Genomic DNA, 25913 nt, shown 5'->3' with positions numbered 1-25913 from the left:
TATGTTAGTAGAACTTAAAGAAGATAGTCTAAAACAACTGGTTGAAGAAGAGCAAAATGTAGTTGTTCAATACGCAGCTTCTTGGTGCGGAAACTGTAGACTGATGAAACCAAAATTTAAAAAACTTTCAAACAAAGTAGAAGATTTTAAATTCGTTTTGGTTGATGCTGAGAAGTTTCCAGAAAGCAGACAGATGGCCAAAGTAGACAACTTACCTACATTTGCAACTTTCAAAAACGGAACATTTGTTAATCAGGTTCAAACCAATAAATTTGATCCATTAAAAGAATTAGTAGATGAAGTTACCAGTAATTAGACACTTACAACGTAATAACTCTTCAGCACAAATAGAAAACTGCATTGAAGTACTAGAATCGTTTAGCGAATACAATCGCATAAGTGATGAAGAATTAAATGTGGTAGGTGAATTAATCACTAATCTTTGCGGTGCAGTTGAAGTTCATCAAATGATCGAAGACGGAATGCCGGAACGAGATGCAGCCAACGCTTTTTCTAAAAAAGTATTAGGCTCTATTGACCGGTAGCACGTAACATAATATAACTGTTAAAAATCCCTCATTACTATTTGTTTTGAGGGATTTTTTATGAAGTAAATAGTTTATGAATACTTTTAGAATATTCAACTTCCTATTTGCGTAACTTTATAGTCAATAAAAAAACTTAAAAAATGGCTCAAATCACTTTAGGCGGAAATCAAATAGAAACGTCAGGAAAACTACCTCAAGAAGGAGAAAAAGCACCAAACTTTAAATTAACAGCGCAAGATATGTCCACAAAAACCCTTGAAGATTACAAAGGAAAACGTGTGGTACTTAATATTTTTCCAAGTATTGACACCAATGTGTGTGCTACTTCAGTAAGAAAATTTAATGAAAAAGCAACCGGCTTACAAAATACAGAGGTATTATGTATTTCAAGAGATCTTCCATTTGCTCAAAAACGTTTTGTAAGTGATGAAGATATCAATAATGTAACCAATTTATCAGATTTTAAAACAGGTAACTTCGGAAAAGAATATGGTTTAGAAATGATAAGTGGTTCACTAGAAGGCTTACATTCTAGAGCTGTGGTTGTATTGGATGAAGAAGGAACCGTAATTCACTCTCAACAAGTTCCTGAAATAGGTCAAGAACCCGATTACCTTTCAGCCTTAAAAACACTTCTATAATATGTGGAACACATTCCTTGGTAAACGGCTACGAGGTTGTGGATACGCAGCAAAAGGCGCTTGGACGCTTTTAAAAAAAGAACCCAGCATACAGGTTCAAGCTTGTATTGCTATTATAATGACTCTTATAGGGTTTTATTTTGAAATTTCCAATACTGAATGGATGTTACAAATATTTGCTATTGCTTTGGTTATGAGTGTTGAAGGACTTAACACAGCCGCTGAAGAAATAGCAGATTTTGTACATCCAGATTTTCATAACAAAATAGGCCTTATAAAAGATGTAGCAGCAGGAGCCGTATTTTTTGCTGCTGTAGGAGCTGTTATTATTGGATGTATAATTTACATTCCAAAACTATAAACAACCACTTAACAGTCAGTTAATTACTACAAAAAAGACACTATTTTCATATATTAATTTTGGTTAAATTTAGTACGACCAAAATTTTAATTATGAAACAACTAGCTGCACTATTTTGTGTTTTTCTGTTGTCATTTCAGTTAAACGCTCAATCAAATAATCCCGCACCTATAATTTTCGTTTATGATGCCAGCGGCTCTATGTGGGGGCAAATGCAAGGCAAAACCAAAATGGAAATTGCTTCAAGCGTCTTGTCAACTACTGTTGATAATTTACCAACCAATCAACAAATAGGTCTAGTAGCGTATGGCCATCGCCAAAAAGGAGACTGTAAAGATGTTGAAACTCTAGTAGGTATTTCTAATAGTTCAAAAAACACTATTACAACTGCTGTAAAAAATATTAAACCATTAGGTAAAACACCACTAGCCTATTCTGCAACTACTGTTATTAATCAACTTCGGAAGAGCAAAGAAAAGGCAACTATTATTTTAATCACAGACGGAATTGAATCCTGCAACGGAAATATCTGTGATGTAGTAAAAGCTGCCAAAGAAGAAGGGATCGACTTTAAATTACATATTGTAGGATTTGGACTTAAAGCTGAAGAAACAGGACAATTAAAATGTGCTGCAACTGCCGGAGACGGAACATACTACGATGCAGCAGACGCAAATGCTCTTGGAGATGCAATGAATCAAGTAGTTACCCAAACCATTGATAAAAATGAAGGAAATCATGGTATATACGCTGTAAAAAACAATCAAGCTGTTGATGCATTGATGACCGCTTATAAACCTGGAACCAGCGAAAGAATGGGAGGCATACGTACATATCGGGACACAGCTTATGCATACTTACCGGCCGGAACCTATGATATTGAAGTGAGACCCCTTGAAAATTCAAAAATAAAACCGCTTCTTTTTAAAAATGTTACAACCTATGACGACAAAAAAACCTTTCAATTAGTAAGTTTTGATGGAGGTAAATTTGTAATAACTACAACCAATAACGGTGAAGGCTGGGACTGCACAACAAAAATAACCGATCAAAATGGAACGGTTGTAGGTGGTATAAGAACCTATGGAAAAACAAGGCCGGTAGAATTAAACGCCGGAACGTATGATATAAAAGTTCAGGCATTAAATATGCAAGGTCTAGAAACCACAACTATTATTGAAGATAAAGTAATAGAACCCGGAAAAGAGACACCTGTACGTTATAATTTTGAAAGTGGTGTGTTGGAAATACTCCCAAAGTACAATGGTGAACTTATTGATTGCACAAGCTACGTTGAAGATACCGCTACAGGAAAGCGTGTTGCCGGAGGTCGTACTTATAATAAAGGCAGAAAAATCAATATCAATCCTGGTACCTATAAAGTGCAAACAAATGCGTTGGGAAAAAACTCCAACCTCGGAAAGAAAACAGTTACTGTAACCATTAAAGCCGGTGAAACACATTCAGAAACCATCAATTATTAATATGTATTTATTAAAAAAACATTTAATACTAGTTCTAGTGATGGTTACAACCACTTTTCACTGTCAAGAAAAATTGATGCCTATAGGTTTTTTTTCTCCTACTGTAGCTGAAGACCATACTATTTACTTGTATAGTGAAGAAAGTCTAAACGTCAAAACACCCGGTCTAGAAAAAGCAGTAGATAGTATCACCTTTATAAAAAAGGGTTATACTATTATAGTTGATAAAGCCCCTAGTTGGTTTGCTCCAATTCACAATAAAATAGACTACGGAATTTTCTTCATAAGTGTAAAAAAGCTAGGGCTAGATTATGTAGAACTTATAGCAAATGAAGAAACAGGGAAAACCATTTATATGCTTCGGCAAAATGGAGATTTTGTTTCCTGGGAAGAATTTTTATTGAGTATACATTCGGTAGAGTTTATTTCAGAAAAACAAAAGATTTTTGATAATCCTATGGTTAAATCTGCCGGAAGAGTCTATGATCAAGCTACTTTTTTAAAACCTATTTATGTTATGGGTGATTGGATGCAAGTAACGGTTTTAGGAAGTGATTTTAAAGCAACCGGTACAACCGGATGGATTAGATGGCGAAAAGACAACACCCTTTTAATTCGTTATAATTTATTGAGTTAGGTATGCAAAAGATTTTAAAACCCGCAAATATTGCTTTTTATTTTTTAATGCTACTTGTGTTTTTTGCAGTAGGTCTTTATATATCTGCACTGCTTGGCGCGGGAAAACATCAAGGTTTGGCAGGTGGCGCAATTGTATTGGGTTATGGTGTTTTGGTAGGGGGAATTGCTTTTATTTCTTCATTTTTTATAGCATATCATGTTAAGCCCCAATTAATTGTAAAACTCAACTGGATTCTTTTATTACTTTTAATTATCGCATACGGTATAACTCATTATCGGTATTTGGAACGTCAAAATAAAGCAGATGAACAGAATGACTTACAACTAAGCCCTAAAAATACTACCCAGCCAACTGCCATGCGCTACAAGTATTCCAAAACAATTGTTTTATCAAAAAACGAAAAAATAGGAATAGGTTTTTTTATTCCCAATTTTTATGAGAACAGTACCCTTTATTTTTATGGAGGCGTTAATCTTGAAAAAGGCTTAATTGAACACACTCCACAAGATAGCCTTGCTTTTACGATAGACCAATATAAAAACTTTACAACTCAATACGCGCCACCTTGGTTACTACCAGCCGAGCTCAAACTAGATTACGGAATTATTCACTTAAAAGCTTTGGGAATAGGTCACGATTTTATCAAAGTTGAAACCAATCGTATTGAAAACCGAGTAGCTTACGTAGCTAAAAATGCAGGAACATTTAAGTCGTGGCCTGAATATATTTTATCAATGAACAGCGTTGAGCTTAAACAAAACACAAACCAAGTTGTACGTATTAAACCTTTAGATTATGCCGGCGAAGTAAAAGCAACTTTTAAATCTATTACTCCCCTTTTAGTAGAAGGAGACTGGCTTTACGGAATATTATTAAATAACACCCAAACCGAAACAGGAAAAGGTTGGATTAGATGGCGCAAAGACGGTAAATTGCTAATCACCTATTCTTTATTCAGTTAATTTTTTAGTATTTACTTTCTTCAAATTACCCGTGTAATTTCAATAATTTTATGTAGTTTGTGACGTTGTATATTGTATTTTTGCTGAAAAGACAACCCAATCCTCCATGGCGAGAAAAAAGAAAAAAGCAACTAAAAAAACCAAAACGCCGCGTAAAAAGATATCTTTTGCCCTATCAAAACAGCAAAAGATTGTTTTAGGTGGTTTTTTATTTTTCTTGGGATTGGCATTAATACTTTCCTTCTTTTCCTATTTTTTTACTTGGCAAGCAGATCAAAGTGAAGTAGGGATTTTAACCGAACGGGAACTAGAAACTCAAAACTGGCTTAGTAAGTTTGGAACCAATTTAGCCCACTTTTTTGTGTATGATGGTTTCGGGATAGCTGCATTTATCTTCGCCTTTTTAATAACACTTACGGGAATTTATTACTTTTTTGATTATACCAAGACCCAATTAAAACGCTTCTGGTTTTGGGGTATTCTAGTAATGATATGGATAGCTGCTTTCTTTGGCTTTTTTACTGAGACAAACAGTCTTTTAAGTGGTGTAATTGGTTATGAACTTAACGACCTGTCACAAGATTACTTGGGCCTTACAGGAACCATTCTTGTAATGACATTTTTAGCTATTGTCTATTTTGTAATTCGATTGAAAATCACGCCAGATGTTGTTGCAGCCTACTTTAGAAAAACAAAGAAAGACTTAAAAGATGATTTTTCTGAAGATACTTCTGAAGAAAAACCCTCACAAACTGATTATGAAAAATCTGTAGTTGAAACAGTTACCACGCAAGAAGCCTCAACCGTAGCCATGGATATTTCAAAAGAGGAAGAAGAAAAACCAACTGTTGAAACACCTTCAAATGAAGCTTCAGAAGATGAAGTAAAAATGGAAGTTGAGCAAGCTGCCGAAGAAGAAGAGGTTGAAGAAGACTTAAGCAATAAATTAGTTGAAGATTTTGGTGAGTTTGATCCTACTCTAGAATTAAGCAAATACAAATTTCCTACTATTGAATTATTAAAAGATTACACGGGCGGAAAAGGTATTACCATTAATCAAGAAGAACTAGAAGAAAATAAAAACCGAATTGTAGAAACCCTAAATAACTACAAAATTGGTATTTCAAATATAAAAGCGACTGTAGGTCCTACGGTAACTTTGTATGAAATTGTACCCGATGCCGGTATTCGTATTTCAAAAATTAAAAACTTAGAAGACGATATTGCCTTATCGCTTTCTGCATTGGGAATTAGAATCATTGCTCCTATTCCAGGTCGTGGAACAATTGGTATTGAAGTACCTAATAAAGATGCTCGCATTGTATCAATGCGTTCTGTAATTGCTTCGCCTAAATTTCAAAAAGCCGAGATGGAGCTACCTTTAGCATTAGGAAAAACCATTAGCAATGAAACTTTTGTAGTTGATCTAGCAAAAATGCCACACTTGTTGATGGCCGGTGCTACAGGACAAGGTAAATCGGTTGGGTTAAATGCTATTCTCACTTCACTACTGTATAAAAAACACCCTGCAGAAGTGAAATTTGTACTCGTAGATCCTAAAAAAGTTGAATTAACGCTTTTTAATAAAATTGAACGTCATTATTTGGCAAAACTGCCAGATAGCGAAGAGGCAATCATCACAGACACCAACAAAGTAATCAATACCCTTAACTCATTGTGTATTGAAATGGATGAACGCTATGATTTACTCAAAGAAGCGTTTTGCCGAAATATTAAAGAATACAACGCTAAGTTTAAAAAACGAAAATTAAATCCAAACGACGGTCACCGTTTTCTACCTTACATTGTTTTGGTAATTGATGAATTTGCAGATTTAATCATGACCGCCGGAAAAGAAGTAGAAACGCCTATTGCTCGACTTGCACAATTGGCTCGAGCTATCGGTATTCACTTAATTGTAGCCACGCAGCGACCTTCGGTAAATGTAATTACCGGAATTATAAAAGCCAACTTCCCTGCCCGAGTAGCCTTTAGGGTAACCAGTAAAATTGACTCTAGGACTATTTTGGACAATTCGGGAGCTGATCAATTAATTGGTCGTGGAGATATGTTATACACTCAAGGAAACGACCTGACACGATTGCAATGTGCCTTTGTTGATACACCTGAAGTAGCTGACATAACAGACTATATTGGTTCACAAAAAGCATATCCAGATGCACATATGCTACCCGAATATGAAAGCGAAGAAGGTGGCACAACTCTTGATGATATTATCGAAGAACGTGATAAACTGTTTCCGCAGGCTGCCGAAGTACTAGTTATTGCTCAGCAAGGTTCTGCATCCTTATTACAACGAAAATTGAAATTAGGATACAATAGAGCCGGAAGAATTATAGACCAACTAGAAGCCGCAGGAATTGTAGGTCCGTTTGAAGGAAGTAAAGCAAGACAAGTATTGATACCAACCTTAGAAGCACTTAAACAACATTTAGACAATGAAAACAATGATTCATAATTTGAAAACAGCAACTTGTATCGTTTTAGCTTTTTTAGCTGTGAGTTTTGTACAAGCTCAAGACGCAAAAAAACTTTTGAAAGAAGTTTCAGCAAAGGCAAAAAGCTATGATAATATTAAAATAGATTTCAAATACAATTTGAATAACACAAAAGAAAACGTAAGCCAAGATACTCGTGGTGATGTGACTATTGCCGGAGAAAAATATGTTTTGAATATGCTGGGAGCAACCACCATGTTTGATGGTAAAAAAATGTACACAATTAGTCCTGAGGACGAAGAAGTGACAATCTCAAACTACAACCCAAGGAATGATAAACAAATCACTCCTTCAAAAATGCTGACCTTTTATGAAAATGGATATCGCTATAAAATGGATATCACTCAAAACGTAAAAGGACGTAAAATTCAGTTTGTAAAATTGATTCCTATTGATTCAAATGCAGAAATAAAGGATATTTTGCTTGGTATTGATGTGCAAACCAAACACATCTATAAGTTAATCCAAACCGACGCTAATGGTACCAAATACACCTTAACCGTTAATTCGTTTAAAACCAATCAACCGCTATCAAAAACGTTGTTTAGTTTTGATGAATCTAAATACGCATCAGACGGATATTATATAAACAAGCTAGATTAAAAACACATCTTTGATTTGGGTATACTACTATCACAATCCTGTTTATTATACTATTTTTGTAGCAAATGAAGATACTAGACAGATACATTTTAATAGCTTATTTGAAGACGTTTTTAAGCGTCTTCATTATTTTAATGTTCATCTTTGTTTTGCAAACAATTTGGCTTTATATTTCTGAATTAGCCGGAAAAGATCTAGATGTTTGGATTATATTAAAGTTTCTTTGGTACGTTTCACCGCGACTTATTCCCTTAGTATTGCCATTGACTGTTTTGGTTACCTCTTTAATGGTCTTCGGAAATTTTGCTGAAAAGTATGAATTTGCGGCTATGAAATCTACAGGAATATCGCTTCAACGAGCTATGCGAGCATTGATGGTGTTTATCGCTATATTGTCTATTACAGCATTTTTCTTTTCAAATAATGTGATTCCCTATTCAGAATATAAATGGCAAAACTTACGCAGAAACATTGCCCAATCAAAGCCTTCAATGGTTATTACCGAAGGTCAGTTCAGTCAAGTAGGTGACAATTTTAATATTAAAGTTGCCAAAAAATCTGGAGAAAATGACGAATTTCTAGAAGATGTGGTAATTCATAAAAAGAATGATAAAAAACCCAACGGAAATTATACCGTAATCATTGCAGACAATGGTGAGCTTGCCAGTGAAGAAGGAAGCAACACACTTTCGCTTATCCTAAATGATGGAAATTACTATGAAGACGTACAAGTAAACGATGCAAAAGACCAAAGACGTGAACCTTTTGCCAAGAGTGAATTTAAAGAATATGTTATAAATATTGACTTAACAGAGTTTAATAATGCAGATTTTGACAAGGACAATAATTACAGCAACGAAAACATGTATACCACCGGTGAGCTTGTAGTAGAAATAGATTCTCTCTCCGGAAGTTTTACAGACGATATCCGTTCTTTTTCAGATAATATGTATTTCAGAAGCGGAATTTCAAAATTTGGCAGCAATTACAGACCTCTCAATAAAAAAGAAATTGACACCGATACAATCAACGACATTCTAGATATTTTTAGTCAAAATGAACAAATTAGAATTTTAGATTTATCCTTAAACAATACCCGCGGAACGCTTCAGTCTGTTCAAGCTAAAAAGCGAGATTTCTTTGTAAAATCAAAACGACTTAATAAGTTTGAAATTGCATTTCATGAAAAATACGTTTTGGGTATTGCCTGTATCATTCTCTTTTTTGTAGGAGCGCCATTAGGAGCTATCATTCGAAAAGGAGGTATGGGATTACCTATGGTTGTTGCTGTATTACTCTTTTTAACGTATCACTTCATAGGTATTTTTGCAAAAAACAGTGCTGAAGATGGTACTATGCACCCCTTTATCGCCACCTGGTTGAGTACCGCTATAATGCTACCTTTAAGTGTTTGGTTAACCTATAGAGCAACAACAGATCAAGGTATTGTTGATATTGATTCTTTTTTACAACGAATTGGTAAATTATTTAAAAAGAAAGAAGCAGATGAATAATCTTTTCTGAAGAAACTCATCGGTTATAAATTTCTTTCATTTAGCTCGCTTTACGTATCTTTGCAACATAATAAAACGCTATGATTTCTACAGAAAAAAACACCTCAATTCAATTAAATTCTATTGAAGAAGCTATTGAAGATATAAAAAACGGAAAAGTAATCATTGTTGTTGATGATAAGGATCGTGAAAATGAAGGCGATTTTATGGCAGCAGCCGAAAAAATCACTCCAGACATCATAAACTTCATGGCAACTCACGGTCGTGGTTTAATATGTGCACCCATTACCGAGTCGCGTTGTAAAGATTTACAACTTGATATGATGGTAGGAAATAATACCGATCCTCTAGAAACTGCTTTTACCATATCTGTAGATTTAAAAGGAAAAGGTGTTACTACAGGTATTTCAGCTAGTGATCGTGCAAAAACTATTGACGCACTAATTTCTGAAGAAACCAAACCACACGATCTAAGCAGACCGGGGCATATTTTTCCATTAAAAGCTAAAGATGGCGGCGTATTGCGTAGAACCGGCCATACAGAAGCTGCTATTGATTTTGCGCGGTTAGCAGGTTTAAAACCAGCCGGTGTGATTGTAGAAATTATGAATGAGGACGGTACTATGGCCAGACTTCCGCAGTTGGTTGAAGTAGCAAAAAAGTTTGATTTAAAGCTTGTTTCAATTGAAGACTTAATTGCTTACCGAATGGAGCACGATTCTCTTATTGAAAAAAAGCAAGATTTTGATATTAATACCAAATTTGGAAAATTCAGATTACGAGCGTACAAACAAACTACCAACGAGCAAGTTCACATTGCACTTACCAAGGGTCATTGGAAAGAAGACGAGCCTGTTTTAGTTCGAGTTAACGCTACATTGGTAAACAGCGATATTCTAGCAGCACTTACAAACAATGCCGAAAAGAAACTTGATGATATGTTTCACGTAATCAACAAAGAAGAAAAAGGTGCTATTGTATTTATTAACCAGCAAAGTCAATCGCTTAATTTACTAAATCGTTTACAAGAACTGAAAGATAGCCAAAGCAACGATAAAGTTATAAAAGCGCCACGTATAAAAATGGACAACAAAGATTTTGGTATTGGTGCCCAAATTTTACACGACTTAGGTATTCATAAACTTCGTTTAATTTCAAATAGTGAACAAACCAAACGTGTAGGTATGATTGGTTATGGCTTAGAAATTACTGAGTATGTAAGTTATTAAAATTATACTACTGACTGTATTGCTTTTTTCATAGCCTCTGCCCTATCTTTTACTTCAGCTTCGGTCCAGCCAATTTTCACTAATGATGAAATGGTTCTTCCCATCCAAGCATCGCTTTTTGAGAAATCTGTTTGATTTAAGTCTTGTATTTGAGTTTTTATTTCAGAAGAAAGGTTTCCTAATGACTTTAAGTTTTTAAGATGTTCCCAACCATTTATATAATGCCAATTATTGGTATACCAATAAAAACAAGCCTCTACGCCACTTTTTGATAAAGCTTGATGCGCTTGTTTTGCTTTTTCTTCAGAAGGTAAAAAGAAGTTTACAAATGAATAATTTTCTTCTCCACCATCCGGAACTCGTCTAAAAGTAACGCCCTTAACCTCTTCAAGTGTCTCTCTAATGATAGTATAATTGCGCTTTTGTGTTGCCAAAATAGAATCTAATTTATCTAATTGAGCAATACCAACTGCTGCATTTAATTCTGAAATACGAAAGTTATAGCCCAAATGTGGGTGTGTTTCTGCACCACGATCGGTCCCTACGTGATCGTGACCGTGATCTTGATATTGATCGGCTTGTATAGCATACTTTTCTGAATTGGTAATAATTGCACCACCTTCACCACACGTAATGGTTTTTACAAAATCAAATGAAAAACATCCCAGATCGCCATAACTACCTAGTGGCTTACCTTCAAACGTACCTCCAATGGCTTGACACGCGTCTTCCAATAATAATAAGTCGTGTTTTTGACATATCTGTTTTAAGGCTTTTAAGTCTGCCATTGAACCACACATATGAACCGGCATGATACATTTTGTTCTATCGGTAATAGCAGCTTCTACAGCTTTTGGATCAAGGGTAAGGGTATCATCAATATCAACTAATACAGGTACAGCTCCAAGTATCATAATAGATTCAAAACTAGCAACAAATGTAAACGTTGGCATAATCACTTCATCTCCTGCTCCTACTCCGGCCGATGCCAAAGCAACAGTTAAAGCCGAAGTACCACTAGAAACCAATTGACAATGTTGGCTTTGCATACGTTGTGCAAAAGTATTTTCAAACTGTTTTGCTTTCCAATGGCCATTGCGCATTCCGTCAAAACCGTAGCGCATTAAAACACCACTTTCTAAAACATCGTTTACTTGTTTACGCTCTTCAGCGCCAAAAACTTCAAATCCGGGCATAGTTGTATATTTAGTTCAAAACAAAGGTAGCTTTTGCCTTTTGAAGATGCAAAAGATACGGTGGTTTGGTTTCTATTTTTTTCTAAAATGAAATATTTACAACTTGTAGGAAAACTAATCAAATTCCTACAAAACAATGAACTATCTATGGCTTATCTATGAACTATCTATGGCTTATCTATGAAGTATCTATGGAGCATCTATAGCTTATTTTACTCGATACTAGGGTTTAATAACGTTGAAAGCCCGGTTTATTCCCTCTTCTTTTAAAATTTTACCACTTTGTTATTAGTTAAGTCGCTAATTCCTATTAATTTTAGCAACTTTTTTAACCTATATTTTTTTAAAACTAAAATTATGACAAATCAAAACCTTTTAGCCGTAGCGCAAGAGTTTGGAAGCCCAGTGTATGTGTATAATGCCGAAACTATTCAGCAACAATATAAAACATTAACAAAAGCTTTTAAACAGGTGAAGAAGGTGAAGATTCATTATGCCGTAAAAGCGTTGTCAAATATTTCGGTTTTAAAATTTCTGAATTCTTTAGGAAGCGGTCTTGATACCGTGTCAATTCAAGAAGTTCGGTTAGGGTTAGAGGCCGGCGTAAATCCAAAAGATATTATTTACACGCCCAACGGCGTTTCACTGGAAGAAATTGAAGTTGCCGCCAAATTAGGCGTTCAAATCAACATAGACAACTTATCTATTTTAGAACAATTTGGAACGAAGCATCCTGATATCCCGGTGTGTATTCGTATCAATCCTCATGTAATGGCCGGCGGAAACACCAATATTTCAGTAGGTCACATAGATAGTAAATTTGGTATTTCTATTCACCAGTTGCCTTTGGTTGAACGTATTGTTGAAAATACCGGGATGAAAATAAACGGTATTCATATGCATACCGGTAGTGACATTCTAGATATTGATGTGTTTTTATATGCTGCTGAAATTTTATTTGAAACTGCTCAACATTTTAAAAACTTAGATTTTATTGATTTTGGGAGCGGTTTTAAAGTTCCGTATAAGAAAGATGACATTCAAACAGATGTTTCAGAATTAGGAAAAAAATTAAGCAAACGTTTTAATGAATTTTGCAAAAGCTATGGAAAAGAATTAACCTTAGCTTTTGAACCGGGTAAATTTTTGGTAAGTGAAGCCGGAAAGTTTTTGGTACAAGTAAATGTAGTGAAGCAAACTACTTCTACTGTGTTTGCTCAAGTTGACAGTGGCTTTAATCATTTAATACGTCCTATGTTATATGGATCACAGCACGAAATTGAAAATGTATCAAACCCAAAAGGAAAAGAACGTTTTTATAGCGTAGTAGGCTATATTTGTGAGACTGATACTTTTGCCAATAACCGAAGAATTTCAGAAATACGAGAAGGCGATATTCTGGCATTTAGCAATGCTGGAGCGTATTGCTTTTCAATGGCAAGTAACTACAACTCCAGATACCGCCCTGCCGAAGTGTTATGGTATCAAGATAAAGCCCATTTAATACGAAAACGAGAAACATTTGATGATCTTATTTCAAATCAAACTGTTCTAGATTTTTAAATCACAAAGGCCCTTTTATTGGGGCTTTTTTTATATTTTCTAATTTATGAAATTATCAAAACTTCAGGTAGTCTTACTCTCAGCTGGTCTTATCATAACGGTGATTGGGCTACTCACAGGATGGTATTTGTTTATTTTTCTTTGGTTACCGTTGGGGTTTTTATTTAAAAACAAAAAATAAGCAGAACAAACCATTTTACTTGTTCATTTTTTTCATTGATAAAAAAACGAACCAAAAAAATCTAGGCTTACGAAACTATATCTAAATTTTTCATTCAGTGCCTAAATTTTAGGAACTCGCTTTAACCTATAGAGAAGATTAATAATTAGCCTAGCTCAAACAGCCTAAAATTCTTCACGGCACTCTCATTTTAAATTTTACGATACACTTTCGATAGGCCGAGGTTATAATTTTAAATATTTTTATAATATGGATTGGACTTTTAAGCAATATAAACATTATACAATATTTATATGAAATATGGGTTGATACCTAATGAAGAATTGTATCTTTGCAAAAATTTTAAAACGTCTTTCCCCAGCGTATTTTTAAAATTATTAAATAACAACCTACATGTTCAAAACACTTCAAAATAAGACGGTTCTAGTAACCGGAGGAGCCGGCTTTATAGGTTCAAATCTTTGTGAAGCCCTTCTCAATATTGGAAGTACCGTTGTTTGCTTAGACAACTTTGCTACCGGACACAAAAAAAATATTGCTCCTTTTTTGTCTCTTAAAAATTTTAAATTAATTGAAGGCGACATTCGAGATTTAAAAACCTGTCAAGAAGCCTGTTTAGGAGTTGATTTTGTATTACATCAAGCTGCTTTAGGATCCGTTCCTCGTTCTATTGAGGATCCGGTCACTAGTAATGATGTAAATATTTCAGGATTTTTAAATATGTTGGTAGCTGCTCGCGATAACGATGTAAAACGTTTTGTATATGCTGCCAGTTCCTCTACGTATGGAGATTCAGAAAGCCTTCCAAAGGTTGAAGAAGTTATAGGAAAGCCTTTATCACCTTACGCCATCACCAAATATGTAAATGAATTATATGCCGATAATTTTAAACGCACCTATGATTTAGACACCATAGGTTTGCGTTATTTTAATGTTTTCGGAAGAAGACAAGACCCTAATGGTGCTTATGCAGCGGTGATTCCAAAATTTGTAATTCAGTTTATGAATTATGAGAGTCCGACTATTAATGGTGACGGAACATTTTCTAGAGACTTCACGTATATTGACAATGTTGTTCAGATGAATTTATTGGCAATTACGACCGAAAATGATGAAGCATTAAATACCGTTTATAACACAGCCGTAGGTGATCGAACAACCATCACCTCTATGGCAGAAGATTTACGAAATTTTCTTTCTGAATATGATTCCAAAATTGCTGAAGTAGCAATCAAACACGGTCCTAACAGAAAAGGAGATATTCCTCATTCGTTAGCTTCAATAGAGAAAGCAAAAAAAAAATTAAACTACAACCCCTCACATACCTTTAAAGCCGGATTAAAGGAAGCCGTTAGTTGGTATTGGGAACATTTACAAAATTCATAATGGAAAAAATTGCAATAATTGGATTGGGCTATGTGGGGCTTCCCTTAGCCAGGCTTTTTGCCACAAAATATGCTGTGGTAGGTTTTGATATTAATCAAGCCCGTGTTGATGAACTTATGAATGGGCACGACAGCACCTTAGAAGTTGAAGATGATTTGCTTCAAAGTGTTTTACTCACTAAAAATCCTACCCTTTCTTCTTCTGAAGAAAAAGGACTTTTCTGTTCTACTAATCTTAACGATTTACAAGATTGTACCCATTTTATCATTACCGTACCCACGCCAGTTGATAAAAACAATAGGCCTGTGTTAACTCCTCTTATCAAAGCCAGTGAAACAGTAGGAAGTGTTCTTAAAAAAGGAGATATCGTCATTTATGAATCGACTGTTTATCCCGGTGCTACGGAAGAAGAATGCATCCCGGTGCTCGAAAAATCTTCAGGCTTAACATATAACACAGACTTTTATGCCGGATATTCTCCAGAACGAATTAATCCAGGAGATAAAGAGCATACCGTTGAAAAAATATTAAAAGTTACTTCTGGCTCTACTCCTGAAATAGGAAAAAAGATTGATGCTTTGTATGCCTCAATCATTACTGCCGGAACGCACCTCGCTCCTACTATTAAAGTAGCTGAAGCTGCTAAAGTGATCGAAAACTCACAACGTGATATTAATATTGCTTTTGTGAACGAATTGGCAAAGATTTTCAATATGATGGATATTGACACTCATGCTGTATTGGAAGCGGCCGGAACTAAGTGGAACTTTTTACCTTTTAAACCCGGTTTGGTTGGCGGACACTGTATTGGGGTAGATCCGTATTATTTAGCTCAAAAAGCTCAAGAAATGGGTTACCACCCAGAAATTATACTAGCCGGGCGCCGCATGAATGATAGTATGGGACAGTATGTGGCCAGTGAAGTTATAAAGCTCATGCTTCGTAATGATTTAAAAATAAAAAATGCTAAGGTGTTAGTACTAGGTGTTACCTTTAAAGAGAATTGTCCTGATGTACGAAACACGAAAGTTGTAGACGTAATTAAACATTTAAAGGAATACGAAACCAACGTAACCATTTATGATCCTTGGGCAAATCCTGAAGAAGTACAACACGAATATGGTTTACAAACTTTAAAAGACTGCCCTACAGAAACTTATGATGCAATCGTACTTACCGTTGCGCATAAACAGTTTTTAGAATTAGACTTAGACAAGTTGAAGAACGGGAATACGGTGGTTTATGATGTGAAGGGGGTTTTAGAAGGTAAGGCAAACGCAAAGTTATAATTATGAAAAAAGTACTTATCCTTTTCGGCACCAGACCTGAAGCTATTAAAATGGCTCCGCTTGTAAAGGAATTTAAAAAACATCCTAATACTTTTGAAACCAAAGTATGTGTAACAGCGCAACATCGGGAAATGCTTGATCAAGTATTAAATTTTTTTGATATTTCCCCAGATTACGATTTAGACTTAATGAAACCCGGTCAAAATCTATATAGCCTAACAGGAGACATAATTTCAGGATTAAAACCAGTATTAGAAGAGTTTAAACCGAATTATGTTTTTGTTCATGGGGATACCACCACTACTATGGCAGGTAGTATAGCTTCCTTCTATAGTGGAGCAAAGGTTTGCCACATTGAAGCAGGCTTACGAACCCATGATAAATGGGCTCCTTTTCCAGAAGAAATCAATAGACAAATAACGGGCAGAATAGCAGATTTTCATTTTGCTCCTACTGAAATCTCTAAACAGAATTTACTGGTAGAAAATATTTCAGAAGAAAATATTATAGTTACTGGTAATACAGTTATCGATGCTTTATTACAAAGTGTAACAAAAGTTTACGCCAATCCAAGTAAACTAGTTAAAGAATTGGCAGAAAGGCTTGAGGATAAAGAAGTGGTTCTGGTAACAGGACACCGTAGAGAAAATCACGGTGATGGATTTATTCGTATATGTGAAGCCTTGAAAGAAATAGCAATACAAAAGCCACAAATTAAAATAGTCTATCCTGTACATTTAAATCCACAAGTACAAAAGCCTGTCAATCGTATATTGAAATATATTGACAATATAATTTTAATTAATCCTTTAGCCTATCAGGATTTTATTTGGTTAATGAACCGCGCAAAATTAATCATTACAGATAGTGGTGGGGTGCAAGAAGAAGCACCTAGTTTGGGTAAACCTGTTTTAGTAATGCGCGACACTACTGAAAGGCCTGAAGCTGTAGATGCCGGAACAGTGATTCTAGTGGGTACAAAGAAAAATTTAATTGTAAAAGAGACTCTAGGTTTATTAAATAATCAAGAACGCTTTGAAAAGATGAGCCAATTACACAACCCTTATGGTGATGGCAAGGCTTCTAGTAAAATTGTACAAATATTTATGTAAGTATTCTTTTACTGAACAATTAACAAGTTATGGGCTTAAAAAAGCAGACTTTTTCGGGAGTTAAATGGACTACTGCCTCCTCGTTGGTTAATGCATTAATCCAACTTATACAATTATCTATTTTGACGCGATTATTAAGTTCAGAAGATTTTGGGTTAATGGCTATTGTAATGGTTGTTATTGGATTCTCTCAGTTATTTATTGATATGGGCGTCTCAAATGCTATTATTTATAAACAAAAAATTACAAAAAAGGAATTAAGCTCACTATATTGGCTGAATATTCTTATAGGCTGTCTATTTTTCCTTCTAATATTTATATCATCTCCCCTTATTGCAGATTTTTATCACAATAAAAGACTTATTTCCTTAATAAACTTGGTTGCAGTGACTTTTCTTATAAAACCTTGGGGGCAACAACTAATGGTAATGCTTCATAAGAAGATGCAATTTAAAGCGACTTCAAAAACAGAAATTGCAGCTAGGTTAATAGCTTTTACAATTGTTATAATCCTTGCTTATAACGAATACGGAGTTTATTCTTTGGCTATAGGAGCTATAATTTACGCATTTTGTACAACACTCGGATATAATTTTTTTGGAAGAAAAATATACAGACCTCAATTTCACTTTAATAGAAAAGAAATTAGAGAGTATATTAATTTTGGATTATTCCAAATGGGCGACAAATCTTTAAATTATTTCGCCTCACAATTAGATACAGTTTTAATAGGTAAATTATTAGGTGTAGAAATTTTGGGAGTTTATAATGTAGCAAAAGATTTAACAAGTAAACCTTATGCTATGATTAATCCAATAATAACAAAAGTAACTTTCCCGTTAATGTCGAAAATTAGTAACAATACAGAACGGTTGAAGATTATATTTCTTAATACCATACAGTATTTATCTTATTTAAATATTGCGCTGTATTTACTTATTGCAATTTTAGCTAAGCCTATTATACTTCTACTGTTTGGAGTAAAATGGTTAGCAGCCATACCTATAGTACAAATATTAGCGATAACATTTATATTCCGATCTTTTGGTAATCCCGCAGGTAGTCTTCTTTTATCCAGAGGTAAAGCGAACATTGCTTTCTTTTGGAATTTAGGTATATTTCTATTTTACCCTTTTTATTTATATATCGGGAGTTTTTGGCATTTGGAGGGAGTAGCAATTGCATCTCTTCTTCTTCAAATAAGCTTATTTTTACCAAATTGGAGAATAAATGTTTACAAGTTTACTAATATTTCATTAAAGGAATACATTTTAGCATTTAAAAATCCATTTATATTAACTTTTTTAGCAATTATTATAACCTATCCTATAAGTTTAATTATTGAGAATAATATCTTAAAAGTACTTATTAGCACTTGTTTTTTTGGGATGATTTTTTTAACTCTTCTTATAATGTTTGAAAGAAAATTAATATTTAGTTTAATAGATTTAATACCGGAAAAGCTAACAAATAAACTTGAACGAACTAAGCTTTGGAAGCTTATTCAAAAAATAAATTAATAGTTTACTTAGAAAGTTCAGAATTAATAAATTTATAATAGATGAAAGTAGGAATTGTAACAACTTGGTTTGAACGCGGAGCAGCTTATGTCTCTAAACAATTTGAAGAAACGCTGGCTAAACATCATGATATTTTTATCTATGCACGAGGCGGAGAAGATTATGCTATCGGTGATCCAAAATGGGATAAAGAAAACGTATTTTGGGGAAAGCGTATTGGTAGTCCTATTAACTCTACTGTAATAGATAAAACTGAATTTATAAAATGGATCAAAAAAAATAAAATTCAAAAGATTATTTTTAACGAACAAAGTTGGTTTCCTCCTGTCTTATGGTGTAAAGATTTAAATATAACTACTATTGCATATATTGATTATTACACCGAAAAAACAATCCCTTTATTTGAAGCTTTTGACTATTTGATATGTAATACAAAGAGACATTATAATGCTTTTAAATGGCATACAGGTGCAACATACATTCCTTGGGGAACTAATGTTGACTTGTTTAAGCCTAAATCAGAAAAAAATTGTTTAGTTGATACTGATAATATTACTATTTTTCATTCTGCAGGTATGAATCCGATTAGAAAAGGTACAGATCAATTATTGGAGGCTCTTTACAATGCTAATGTTCAAAATACCAAGCTTATTATTCATACACAAGTTGAATTGAATGAAATCTTCCCTGAACTAAAATCCAAAATATCTAAGCTATTGATTAACAAAAAGTTAAAGGTAATTACTAAAACTATTACTGCACCAGGATTATACAAGGAAGGAGATGTATATATATATCCAGCCCGGTTAGATGGTTTAGGATTAACTATAGCAGAAGCAATAAGTAGTGGTTTGGCTTTGATTGTACCAGATAACCCCCCGATGAACGAATTTGTGCATTTTAATTTCGGCAAAGTTATAAAAATAGATAAAATGTTTACACGATCAGATGGATATTACTGGCCACAATGCGAGATTAACATATTACATTTAACTAAAATCATTGAAGAACTTGAATCATCTAAAAAAGAAATAGTAGATAAGAAAAAAGCTGCAAGAATTTATGCTCTTGAAAACCTCAATTGGAATAAAAACAGTAAATCCCTATTGATGTTAATTGCAAAACCTATAGAGGAATCAAAAACTTTAAACACTGAGGTTTTAAAAAAAATAAATGAGTTTGAGAATTCTGGTCAAAATAAACTTAATCGAATTTATTTAATTTTTTATCCATTTTCTAAATTTCTTTTAAATATTTTATTAAGAAAACTGTGAATAGCAAGAAAACATTTATCCTTTCTTTAGGGTTTTCGATATACTGTTTTTTTATCAGCTTATATCTCTTTCATTTATATACTGGAGGGGATCAGTTATATTATACTCATTTTTATAAAGGTTTACACCGTTTTTCTTTATTGGATGGTTATCTATTTTATAAAGGGAGCTTAGGGGCTAGCGAGCCCATTTATTATATTTTAATTTATATATTTAATACATTAATAAGTAAAACTCTTCTTTTTTCAATCATTAATGCAATTTTTGGGTTTATCGTTTCAAAGCGATTGTTAATGATCGGAATGCATCCTACTTTACTTATTTTATTTTCACTAAATTTTTATCTATTAGTATTATTAATACCCGCTGAAAGATTAAAAGTATCCCTTTTGCTTTTTTTACTTTCTTTTAGCTTTAAGAATAATAAACTTAATCTTGTTTCAGTGTTTTTAGCTATTTTAACACATTTTCAGACACTAATTTTACTAATACCTAAATTTAATGTTGAAATTAAATCGCAATTAAAAAATATTTATACTTTGAAAACTGGTAAAGTATTAAGCTTCTTATTAATAATTTTTTTATTGATATCAATACCTTATTACTTCTTTTTTGAGTCAATAAGTGAAAAGTTTATTGCATATAAATCTCAATCAGGTTTAAGTGAGGTTTTAAAACCTACTATTTTTTTGGTGCTTAGTTTAATATATAAAAAAAATGATAGGTTTACCGTTCTTATAATGCATCTGCCTATTATTGTTTTAGCTTATTTCATAGGTAATTCAAGATTGGTTATACTGTCTTTTGGAATATTTTTATATTATGGTTTACAATATAAAAAAGGATTAAATTTTGCCACTTTAATTTCATTAGTATATTTCGCAATTAAAGGCTTAATTTTTATTTCTGATGTAAAAATATATGGTGAAGGTTTTTAATAGCTAATAAACAAAAATCACCTAGCCAATAAACATTTTTCTTCATATAGATAATAAAATTTAAATACAATGAAAATATTCTTCCCATTAGGTGCTTTTTACCCCTCCCAAATTGGAGGCCCATGTAATACGCTTTATTGGCACTGCTCTGCTTTAAAAAACAATGACATTGAACCTGCTATCATAACAACTATGGTGGGTATAAAAGTTAATATTAAAGCTAATGAATGGTTGAAATTAAATTGTGGCGATGTGTTTTATGGAAAAAAAGGGGTCACCTCTTTAAAAACGAGAAAAAGATTATCAAAAGAAATTTCAAAAACTGACATCCTACATTTAAATAGTTTATTTAGCCCCTTTTCAATTTATAGTTTTCTTTATTGCTCACTTTTTGACAGAAATAAAAAAATAATCTGGTCTGTACGGGGTGAATTAAATAAAAATGCATTAAAGTTTAGCACTTGGAAAAAGAAACCACTCTTGTCCCTGTATAAATCATTAAATAGAAATGTAGTATATCATAGTACTTCTTCCGAGGAGACAAAGAGCATACAAAAAATATTTCCTAAAAATAAAATAGTCGAGATTCCAAATCTTATTGCTCCTTCAGAGAGACTTAATCTAAAAAATAGTGAAAACCTATTATATGTTGGCAGGATACACCCTATAAAAAGCTTAGATAAGATTATTGAAGCTTTAGCCTTAAGTGAAACTTTTTTAAAGTCCAGTTCTAAATTTTTTATTGTTGGAAAACAAGAGGAAAGACATAATAGCTATAAAGAGAAATTGGTGTCTTTAATTAATAAGTTAAATTTGCAAAATAAAATAGTATTTAAAGGACACCTTGAGGGTGTTAAAAAAGAAAAGATTTATGCTGAGTCATTCGCATTAATTTTAGCGAGTGAAACAGAAAATTTTGGAAATGTAGTTGTAGAATCTTTAAATCAGGGAACTCCTGTTATTGCGTCAAAAGGTACACCTTGGAAAATATTAGAGGATTATAAGGCAGGTATCCATGTTTCAAATGACCCAAAGACATTATCAAAAGCTATTGATTCTTTATTATCATTAAATTTTAAAGAATACCAAGAAATGCGTAAAAACAGTTATAAATTAATAGATGAGATGTTTAAAATTGATTTACAAATTCATATATGGATTGACATCTATAAATCTTTATTAAATGAAAATTAAAAACAAAACACTCTTAATTAGCGGTGGCACAGGCTCATTTGGTAATGCCGTATTACAACGTTTTTTATATACAGACCACTTTAGCGAAATTCGTATTTTTTCCCGTGACGAGAAAAAGCAGGATGATATGCGCACTACACTTAAAAATGATAAGCTTCGTTTTTACATTGGTGATGTTCGTAATTATGACAGTATAGAACGCGCGACCCGTAACGTAGATTATATATTTCATGCTGCGGCGCTAAAACAAGTTCCTTCGTGTGAATTTTTTCCATTGGAAGCCACCCGAACCAATGTGTTGGGAACTCAAAACGTAATCGATGCAGCAGCCTACAATAACGTTAAAAAAGTAATTTGTTTAAGTACGGATAAAGCAGCTTATCCAATAAACGCTATGGGGATTTCCAAAGCTTTAATGGAAAAAGTAGCTGTTGCAGCTTCCCGAAATAACACAAATACTACTGTTTGCTTGACCCGCTATGGAAATGTTATGGCCTCAAGAGGCTCTGTAATCCCTTTGTTTTTAAAACAAATACAAGATAAAAAAGCAATAACAATTACTGATCCCAAGATGACTCGTTTTTTAATGTCATTAGAGGAGGCTGTAGAATTGGTATTGTTTGCCTTTGAAAACGGAAATCCAGGTGATCTTTTTGTTAATAAAGCTCCTGCTGGTACTATTGGTGACCTAGCCGAAGCGCTTAAAGAATTGGCCAATGCTGAAAATGAAATAAAAATTATAGGAACCCGCCACGGTGAAAAATTATTTGAAACCTTATGCACCCGGGAAGAAATGCTAAAAGCCGAAGACATGGGCGAATTCTACCGCATTCCGGCTGATAATAGAGATTTAAATTACGCACAGTATTATTCTGAAGGCGAGGAAGCTATTTCAAAAATTGAAGACTATAACTCTCATAACACTGAACAACTTGGAGTAAAAGGAATGAAGGAATTATTGAAAAAATTACCCTTAATCCGTAGAGAGATTTTCGGTGAGGATATCACACAATATCCAAACTAAATTTTATGATAACAATGAAACCTACACTAATTTCTGGGGGAAGTTACACAGATAAAAGGGGCACGCTATCGTTTAATAATGATTTTGATGTTTCAGATGTAAAGCGTATCTATTCTATTTCAAATGCTAATATGGAAACTATAAGAGCTTGGCAAGGACATAAAGTTGAGCAACGTTGGTTTACAGCAGTAATTGGAGTTTTTGAAATCAAATTAATTAAAATAGATAATTGGGAGCATCCTTCAAAAAATCTTGAAAAATATCATTATACCCTAACTTCAGAAAGTATGGATATTTTACATATACCTTCGGGCTATGTAAGCAGTATTCAAGATGTAGAAGGAAATTCTAAACTATTAGTGATGGCTGATTATGGACTTGATGAACTAAACGATGAATTTCGTTTTGATGCCACGTATTTTAATAAAAAGTAAAAGTATAAGTTAGAAAATATAATGTTGAAAATAGGAATTACCGGACAAAAAGGCTTTATAGGAACTCATTTGTACAATACATTAGGACTTCAACCCGATACATTTGAGAGAATTACTTTTGAAAGAAGTTTTTTCGAAGATAATAATGCTTTAGATACATTTGTATCCTCTTGTGATGTCGTTGTGCATTTGGCGGCCATGAACAGACATAATAATCCAGAAGTGATTTTTGAAACCAATATCGAATTGGTTCAAAAATTAATCGATTCTATGGAGCGTACACAAAGTACACCTCATGTTTTATTTTCTTCTTCTTCTCAAGAAGAACGGGATAATTTGTACGGAAAGTCGAAAAAAGAAGGCAGGACGCTTTTTCAAGACTGGGCCTATAAAAATAACGCTATATTTACCGGGATGGTCATCCCTAACGTATTTGGTCCATTTGGACACCCCTATTATAATTCTGTAGTAGCGACTTTTGCCCATCAAATTGCTCATAATGAAACACCAAAAATTGATATAGACGGAAATTTAAAGCTAATTTATGTAGGTGAACTAGTTAGTCAAATTATAGAAAAAATTAAAATGAAAACAGCTGAACCCTTATGCACGATAAAGCATACAGCAGAAGCAAAGGTTTCAGAATTATTAGCCTTGTTGAAGTCTTATAAAAGAATATATCAAGAAAAAGGTGAAATCCCTACCCTATCAACAACTTTTGAATTGAATCTATTTAATACGTTTCGATGCTATATGGATATAGAAAATCACTTTCCTGTTCCATTTACACAGCATACAGACCCCCGCGGAAGTTTTGTAGAAATTATCCGTTTGGGTGTGGGCGGTCAAGTTTCGTTCTCCACAACAGTCCCAGGTATAACACGAGGAAACCATTACCATACCCGAAAAATAGAACGATTTGCAGTCATTAAAGGAAAAGCGCTTATACAACTTCGTAAAATAGGTACTGATGAAGTTTTCAATTTTTATCTCGATGGAGATACCCCTGCATATGTAGATATGCCTATCTGGTACACGCATAATATTAAAAATATTGGTGATGATATTTTATACACAAATTTTTGGATTAACGAACCCTATAATCCAGACGATGCAGACACTTATTTTGAAGAAGTATAAAATATATTAAAGTAATAAATATGAAAAAATTAAAAGTAATGACAGTTGTTGGTACACGACCAGAAATAATACGATTATCTCGTGTGCTAACAGCATTGGACACATCAGAAGCGATTGATCATATATTGGTTCATACCGGGCAAAACTATGATTACGAATTAAACCAGATATTCTTTGATGATCTTGAAATTAGAAAACCCGATTACTTTTTAGAAGCTGCGGGTAAAACTGCTACCGAAACAATAGGAAATATATTGATAAAAGTAGATCCATTATTAGAAGAAATTCAACCAGATGCCTTTTTAGTATTGGGTGACACAAATAGTTGTTTATGTGCCATTCCTGCGAAGAAAAGGCACATTCCTATTTTTCACATGGAAGCAGGTAACCGATGTTTTGATCAACGAGTACCAGAAGAAACCAATCGTAAAATAGTGGATCACACTGCTGATATCAACCTTACCTATAGTGATATTGCCCGAGAATATTTACTGCATGAAGGGTTACCTGCAGACCACATAATAAAAACTGGTTCGCCTATGTTTGAAGTATTGAATCACTATATGTCAAAAATTGAATCATCGAATGTTTTAGAAAGACTGTCCCTTAAAAAGCACAATTACTTTGTGGTATCTGCGCATCGCGAAGAAAACATTAGTAATGAAAATAACTTTACCAATTTAATGGAAAGTTTGAATCAAATTGCTAAACAATATAAATTGCCAATTATTGTTAGTACACACCCCCGCACCCGTAACATGATTGAAAAGAAGAAAATTGAAATGCGTCCTGAAATTCAATTTTTAAAACCTTTGGGATTCAATGATTATAATGCTTTGCAAATGCAATCACATACAGTATTAAGCGATTCGGGTACAATTTCAGAAGAATCTTCAATTTTAAATTTTAGAGCGCTAAATATTCGTGAAGCACACGAAAGACCTGAAGCTATGGAAGAGGCATCTGTAATGATGGTGGGATTAAGCCCAACTCGAATTTTGCAAGGTTTAAATCAAGTTACATCCCAAGAGGTTGAAAGTAAAAGAAATTTTCGTGAAGTTTCTGATTATAGTATGCCTAATGTATCAGAGAAAGTTGTAAGGATTATTATATCTTATACTGATTATGTTAAACGTGTAGTCTGGAACGAAAACTAAAATC

General features: G+C 33.6%; 24 protein-coding genes. 23 read left to right on the top strand and 1 reads right to left on the bottom strand.

The genetic code is table 11. The features are described 5' to 3' along the window. The first annotated feature begins 1 nt into the window (after nucleotide 1). The 11 genes from INR76_RS10025 to ribB all read left to right on the top strand — a co-directional run bounded on the left by INR76_RS10025 (nucleotide 2) and on the right by ribB (nucleotide 10501). The gene (locus tag INR76_RS10025) at nucleotides 2-316 is read left to right on the top strand and encodes a co-chaperone YbbN (RefSeq protein ID WP_223107787.1); all 315 of its coding nucleotides are present in this window, start codon (nucleotides 2-4) and stop codon (nucleotides 314-316) included. Next, on the top strand, nucleotides 297-545 hold the full coding sequence (locus tag INR76_RS10020) for a hypothetical protein (RefSeq protein WP_223107786.1): 249 nt from the start codon (nucleotides 297-299) through the stop codon (nucleotides 543-545). Before INR76_RS10025 ends, INR76_RS10020 begins: the two co-directional genes overlap by 20 nt. A 143-nt stretch (nucleotides 546-688) precedes the next feature. Further along, nucleotides 689-1189: a thiol peroxidase gene (gene tpx / locus INR76_RS10015; RefSeq protein ID WP_223107784.1), complete on the top strand. Its 501-nt coding sequence runs from the start codon at nucleotides 689-691 to the stop codon at nucleotides 1187-1189. A 1-nt stretch (nucleotide 1190) separates the two neighbouring features. Beyond that, nucleotides 1191-1550 carry a diacylglycerol kinase gene (locus INR76_RS10010; protein ID WP_223107783.1) on the top strand — a complete coding sequence of 120 codons (360 nt, stop codon included), beginning with the start codon at nucleotides 1191-1193 and terminating at the stop codon, nucleotides 1548-1550. A gap of 92 nt (nucleotides 1551-1642) precedes the next feature. Further along, a complete protein-coding gene (locus INR76_RS10005; RefSeq protein ID WP_223107782.1) occupies nucleotides 1643-3034 on the top strand; it encodes a VWA domain-containing protein in 1392 nt (463 codons plus the stop codon). Between the two features lies 1 nt (nucleotide 3035). Further along, the gene (locus INR76_RS10000) at nucleotides 3036-3671 is read left to right on the top strand and encodes a hypothetical protein (protein ID WP_223107781.1); all 636 of its coding nucleotides are present in this window, start codon (nucleotides 3036-3038) and stop codon (nucleotides 3669-3671) included. A 2-nt stretch (nucleotides 3672-3673) separates the two neighbouring features. Continuing rightward, nucleotides 3674-4636 carry a hypothetical protein gene (locus tag INR76_RS09995; RefSeq protein WP_223107780.1) on the top strand — a complete coding sequence of 321 codons (963 nt, stop codon included), beginning with the start codon at nucleotides 3674-3676 and terminating at the stop codon, nucleotides 4634-4636. Nucleotides 4637-4742: 106 nt separating this feature from the next. Beyond that, a complete protein-coding gene (locus tag INR76_RS09990; protein WP_223107779.1) occupies nucleotides 4743-7115 on the top strand; it encodes a DNA translocase FtsK in 2373 nt (790 codons plus the stop codon). Next, on the top strand, nucleotides 7105-7758 hold the full coding sequence (locus tag INR76_RS09985; protein ID WP_223107778.1) for an outer membrane lipoprotein carrier protein LolA: 654 nt from the start codon (nucleotides 7105-7107) through the stop codon (nucleotides 7756-7758). The genes INR76_RS09990 and INR76_RS09985 overlap by 11 nt, the downstream gene beginning before the upstream one ends. Before the next feature lie 65 nt (nucleotides 7759-7823). Further along, nucleotides 7824-9272, top strand: coding sequence for an LptF/LptG family permease (locus tag INR76_RS09980; RefSeq protein ID WP_223107777.1), 1449 nt, complete (start codon nucleotides 7824-7826; stop codon nucleotides 9270-9272). Nucleotides 9273-9352: 80 nt separating this feature from the next. Next, nucleotides 9353-10501, top strand: a complete 1149-nt coding sequence (gene ribB, locus INR76_RS09975; RefSeq protein WP_223107776.1) for a 3,4-dihydroxy-2-butanone-4-phosphate synthase — start codon at nucleotides 9353-9355, stop codon at nucleotides 10499-10501. A gap of 2 nt (nucleotides 10502-10503) precedes the next feature. Here the strand turns inward: ribB and INR76_RS09970 are convergent, their stop codons facing one another. After that, a complete protein-coding gene (locus INR76_RS09970; RefSeq protein WP_223107775.1) occupies nucleotides 10504-11697 on the bottom strand; it encodes a DegT/DnrJ/EryC1/StrS aminotransferase family protein in 1194 nt (397 codons plus the stop codon). A gap of 357 nt (nucleotides 11698-12054) precedes the next feature. Between INR76_RS09970 and lysA the strand changes: the two genes are divergently transcribed. The 12 genes from lysA (at nucleotide 12055) to wecB (INR76_RS09910) (ending at nucleotide 25909) form a co-directional block, all read left to right on the top strand. Continuing rightward, nucleotides 12055-13260, top strand: a complete 1206-nt coding sequence (gene lysA, locus INR76_RS09965; protein WP_223107774.1) for a diaminopimelate decarboxylase — start codon at nucleotides 12055-12057, stop codon at nucleotides 13258-13260. 574 nt (nucleotides 13261-13834) lie between these two features. Then, nucleotides 13835-14827 (top strand): SDR family oxidoreductase, encoded by a 993-nt coding sequence (locus INR76_RS09960; protein WP_305067279.1) that lies wholly within the window; start codon nucleotides 13835-13837, stop codon nucleotides 14825-14827. After that, nucleotides 14827-16116, top strand: coding sequence for a nucleotide sugar dehydrogenase (locus INR76_RS09955; protein ID WP_223107772.1), 1290 nt, complete (start codon nucleotides 14827-14829; stop codon nucleotides 16114-16116). Before INR76_RS09960 ends, INR76_RS09955 begins: the two co-directional genes overlap by 1 nt. Nucleotides 16117-16118: 2 nt before the next feature. Continuing rightward, nucleotides 16119-17228, top strand: coding sequence for a non-hydrolyzing UDP-N-acetylglucosamine 2-epimerase (wecB, locus tag INR76_RS09950; protein ID WP_223107770.1), 1110 nt, complete (start codon nucleotides 16119-16121; stop codon nucleotides 17226-17228). Between the two features lie 29 nt (nucleotides 17229-17257). Continuing rightward, nucleotides 17258-18748 carry an MOP flippase family protein gene (locus tag INR76_RS09945; protein ID WP_223107769.1) on the top strand — a complete coding sequence of 497 codons (1491 nt, stop codon included), beginning with the start codon at nucleotides 17258-17260 and terminating at the stop codon, nucleotides 18746-18748. 41 nt (nucleotides 18749-18789) lie between these two features. Then, nucleotides 18790-20022: a glycosyltransferase gene (locus INR76_RS09940; protein ID WP_223107767.1), complete on the top strand. Its 1233-nt coding sequence runs from the start codon at nucleotides 18790-18792 to the stop codon at nucleotides 20020-20022. Then, nucleotides 20019-20960 (top strand): hypothetical protein, encoded by a 942-nt coding sequence (locus INR76_RS09935; RefSeq protein WP_223107765.1) that lies wholly within the window; start codon nucleotides 20019-20021, stop codon nucleotides 20958-20960. The genes INR76_RS09940 and INR76_RS09935 overlap by 4 nt, the downstream gene beginning before the upstream one ends. A gap of 69 nt (nucleotides 20961-21029) precedes the next feature. Next, entirely contained in the window at nucleotides 21030-22154 is a 1125-nt protein-coding gene (locus tag INR76_RS09930; RefSeq protein ID WP_223107764.1) for a glycosyltransferase, read from the top strand. Further along, complete coding sequence (locus INR76_RS09925) at nucleotides 22144-23178, top strand: polysaccharide biosynthesis protein (protein WP_223107762.1); 1035 nt, start codon at nucleotides 22144-22146, stop codon at nucleotides 23176-23178. Before INR76_RS09930 ends, INR76_RS09925 begins: the two co-directional genes overlap by 11 nt. 14 nt (nucleotides 23179-23192) lie before the next feature. Beyond that, on the top strand, nucleotides 23193-23612 hold the full coding sequence (locus INR76_RS09920; protein WP_223107760.1) for a WxcM-like domain-containing protein: 420 nt from the start codon (nucleotides 23193-23195) through the stop codon (nucleotides 23610-23612). Between the two features lie 21 nt (nucleotides 23613-23633). Beyond that, the gene (locus INR76_RS09915; protein ID WP_223107759.1) at nucleotides 23634-24752 is read left to right on the top strand and encodes an NAD-dependent epimerase/dehydratase family protein; all 1119 of its coding nucleotides are present in this window, start codon (nucleotides 23634-23636) and stop codon (nucleotides 24750-24752) included. Nucleotides 24753-24772: 20 nt separating this feature from the next. Next, on the top strand, nucleotides 24773-25909 hold the full coding sequence (wecB, locus tag INR76_RS09910; RefSeq protein WP_223107758.1) for a non-hydrolyzing UDP-N-acetylglucosamine 2-epimerase: 1137 nt from the start codon (nucleotides 24773-24775) through the stop codon (nucleotides 25907-25909). The last annotated feature ends 4 nt before the right edge of the window (nucleotides 25910-25913 follow it).

Source organism: Marixanthomonas sp. SCSIO 43207 (assembly GCF_019904255.1).
Classification (GTDB): domain Bacteria; phylum Bacteroidota; class Bacteroidia; order Flavobacteriales; family Flavobacteriaceae; genus Marixanthomonas.
Note: the sequence above shows the minus strand (reverse complement) of the source record. Positions and strands in the feature narration are given on the sequence as shown.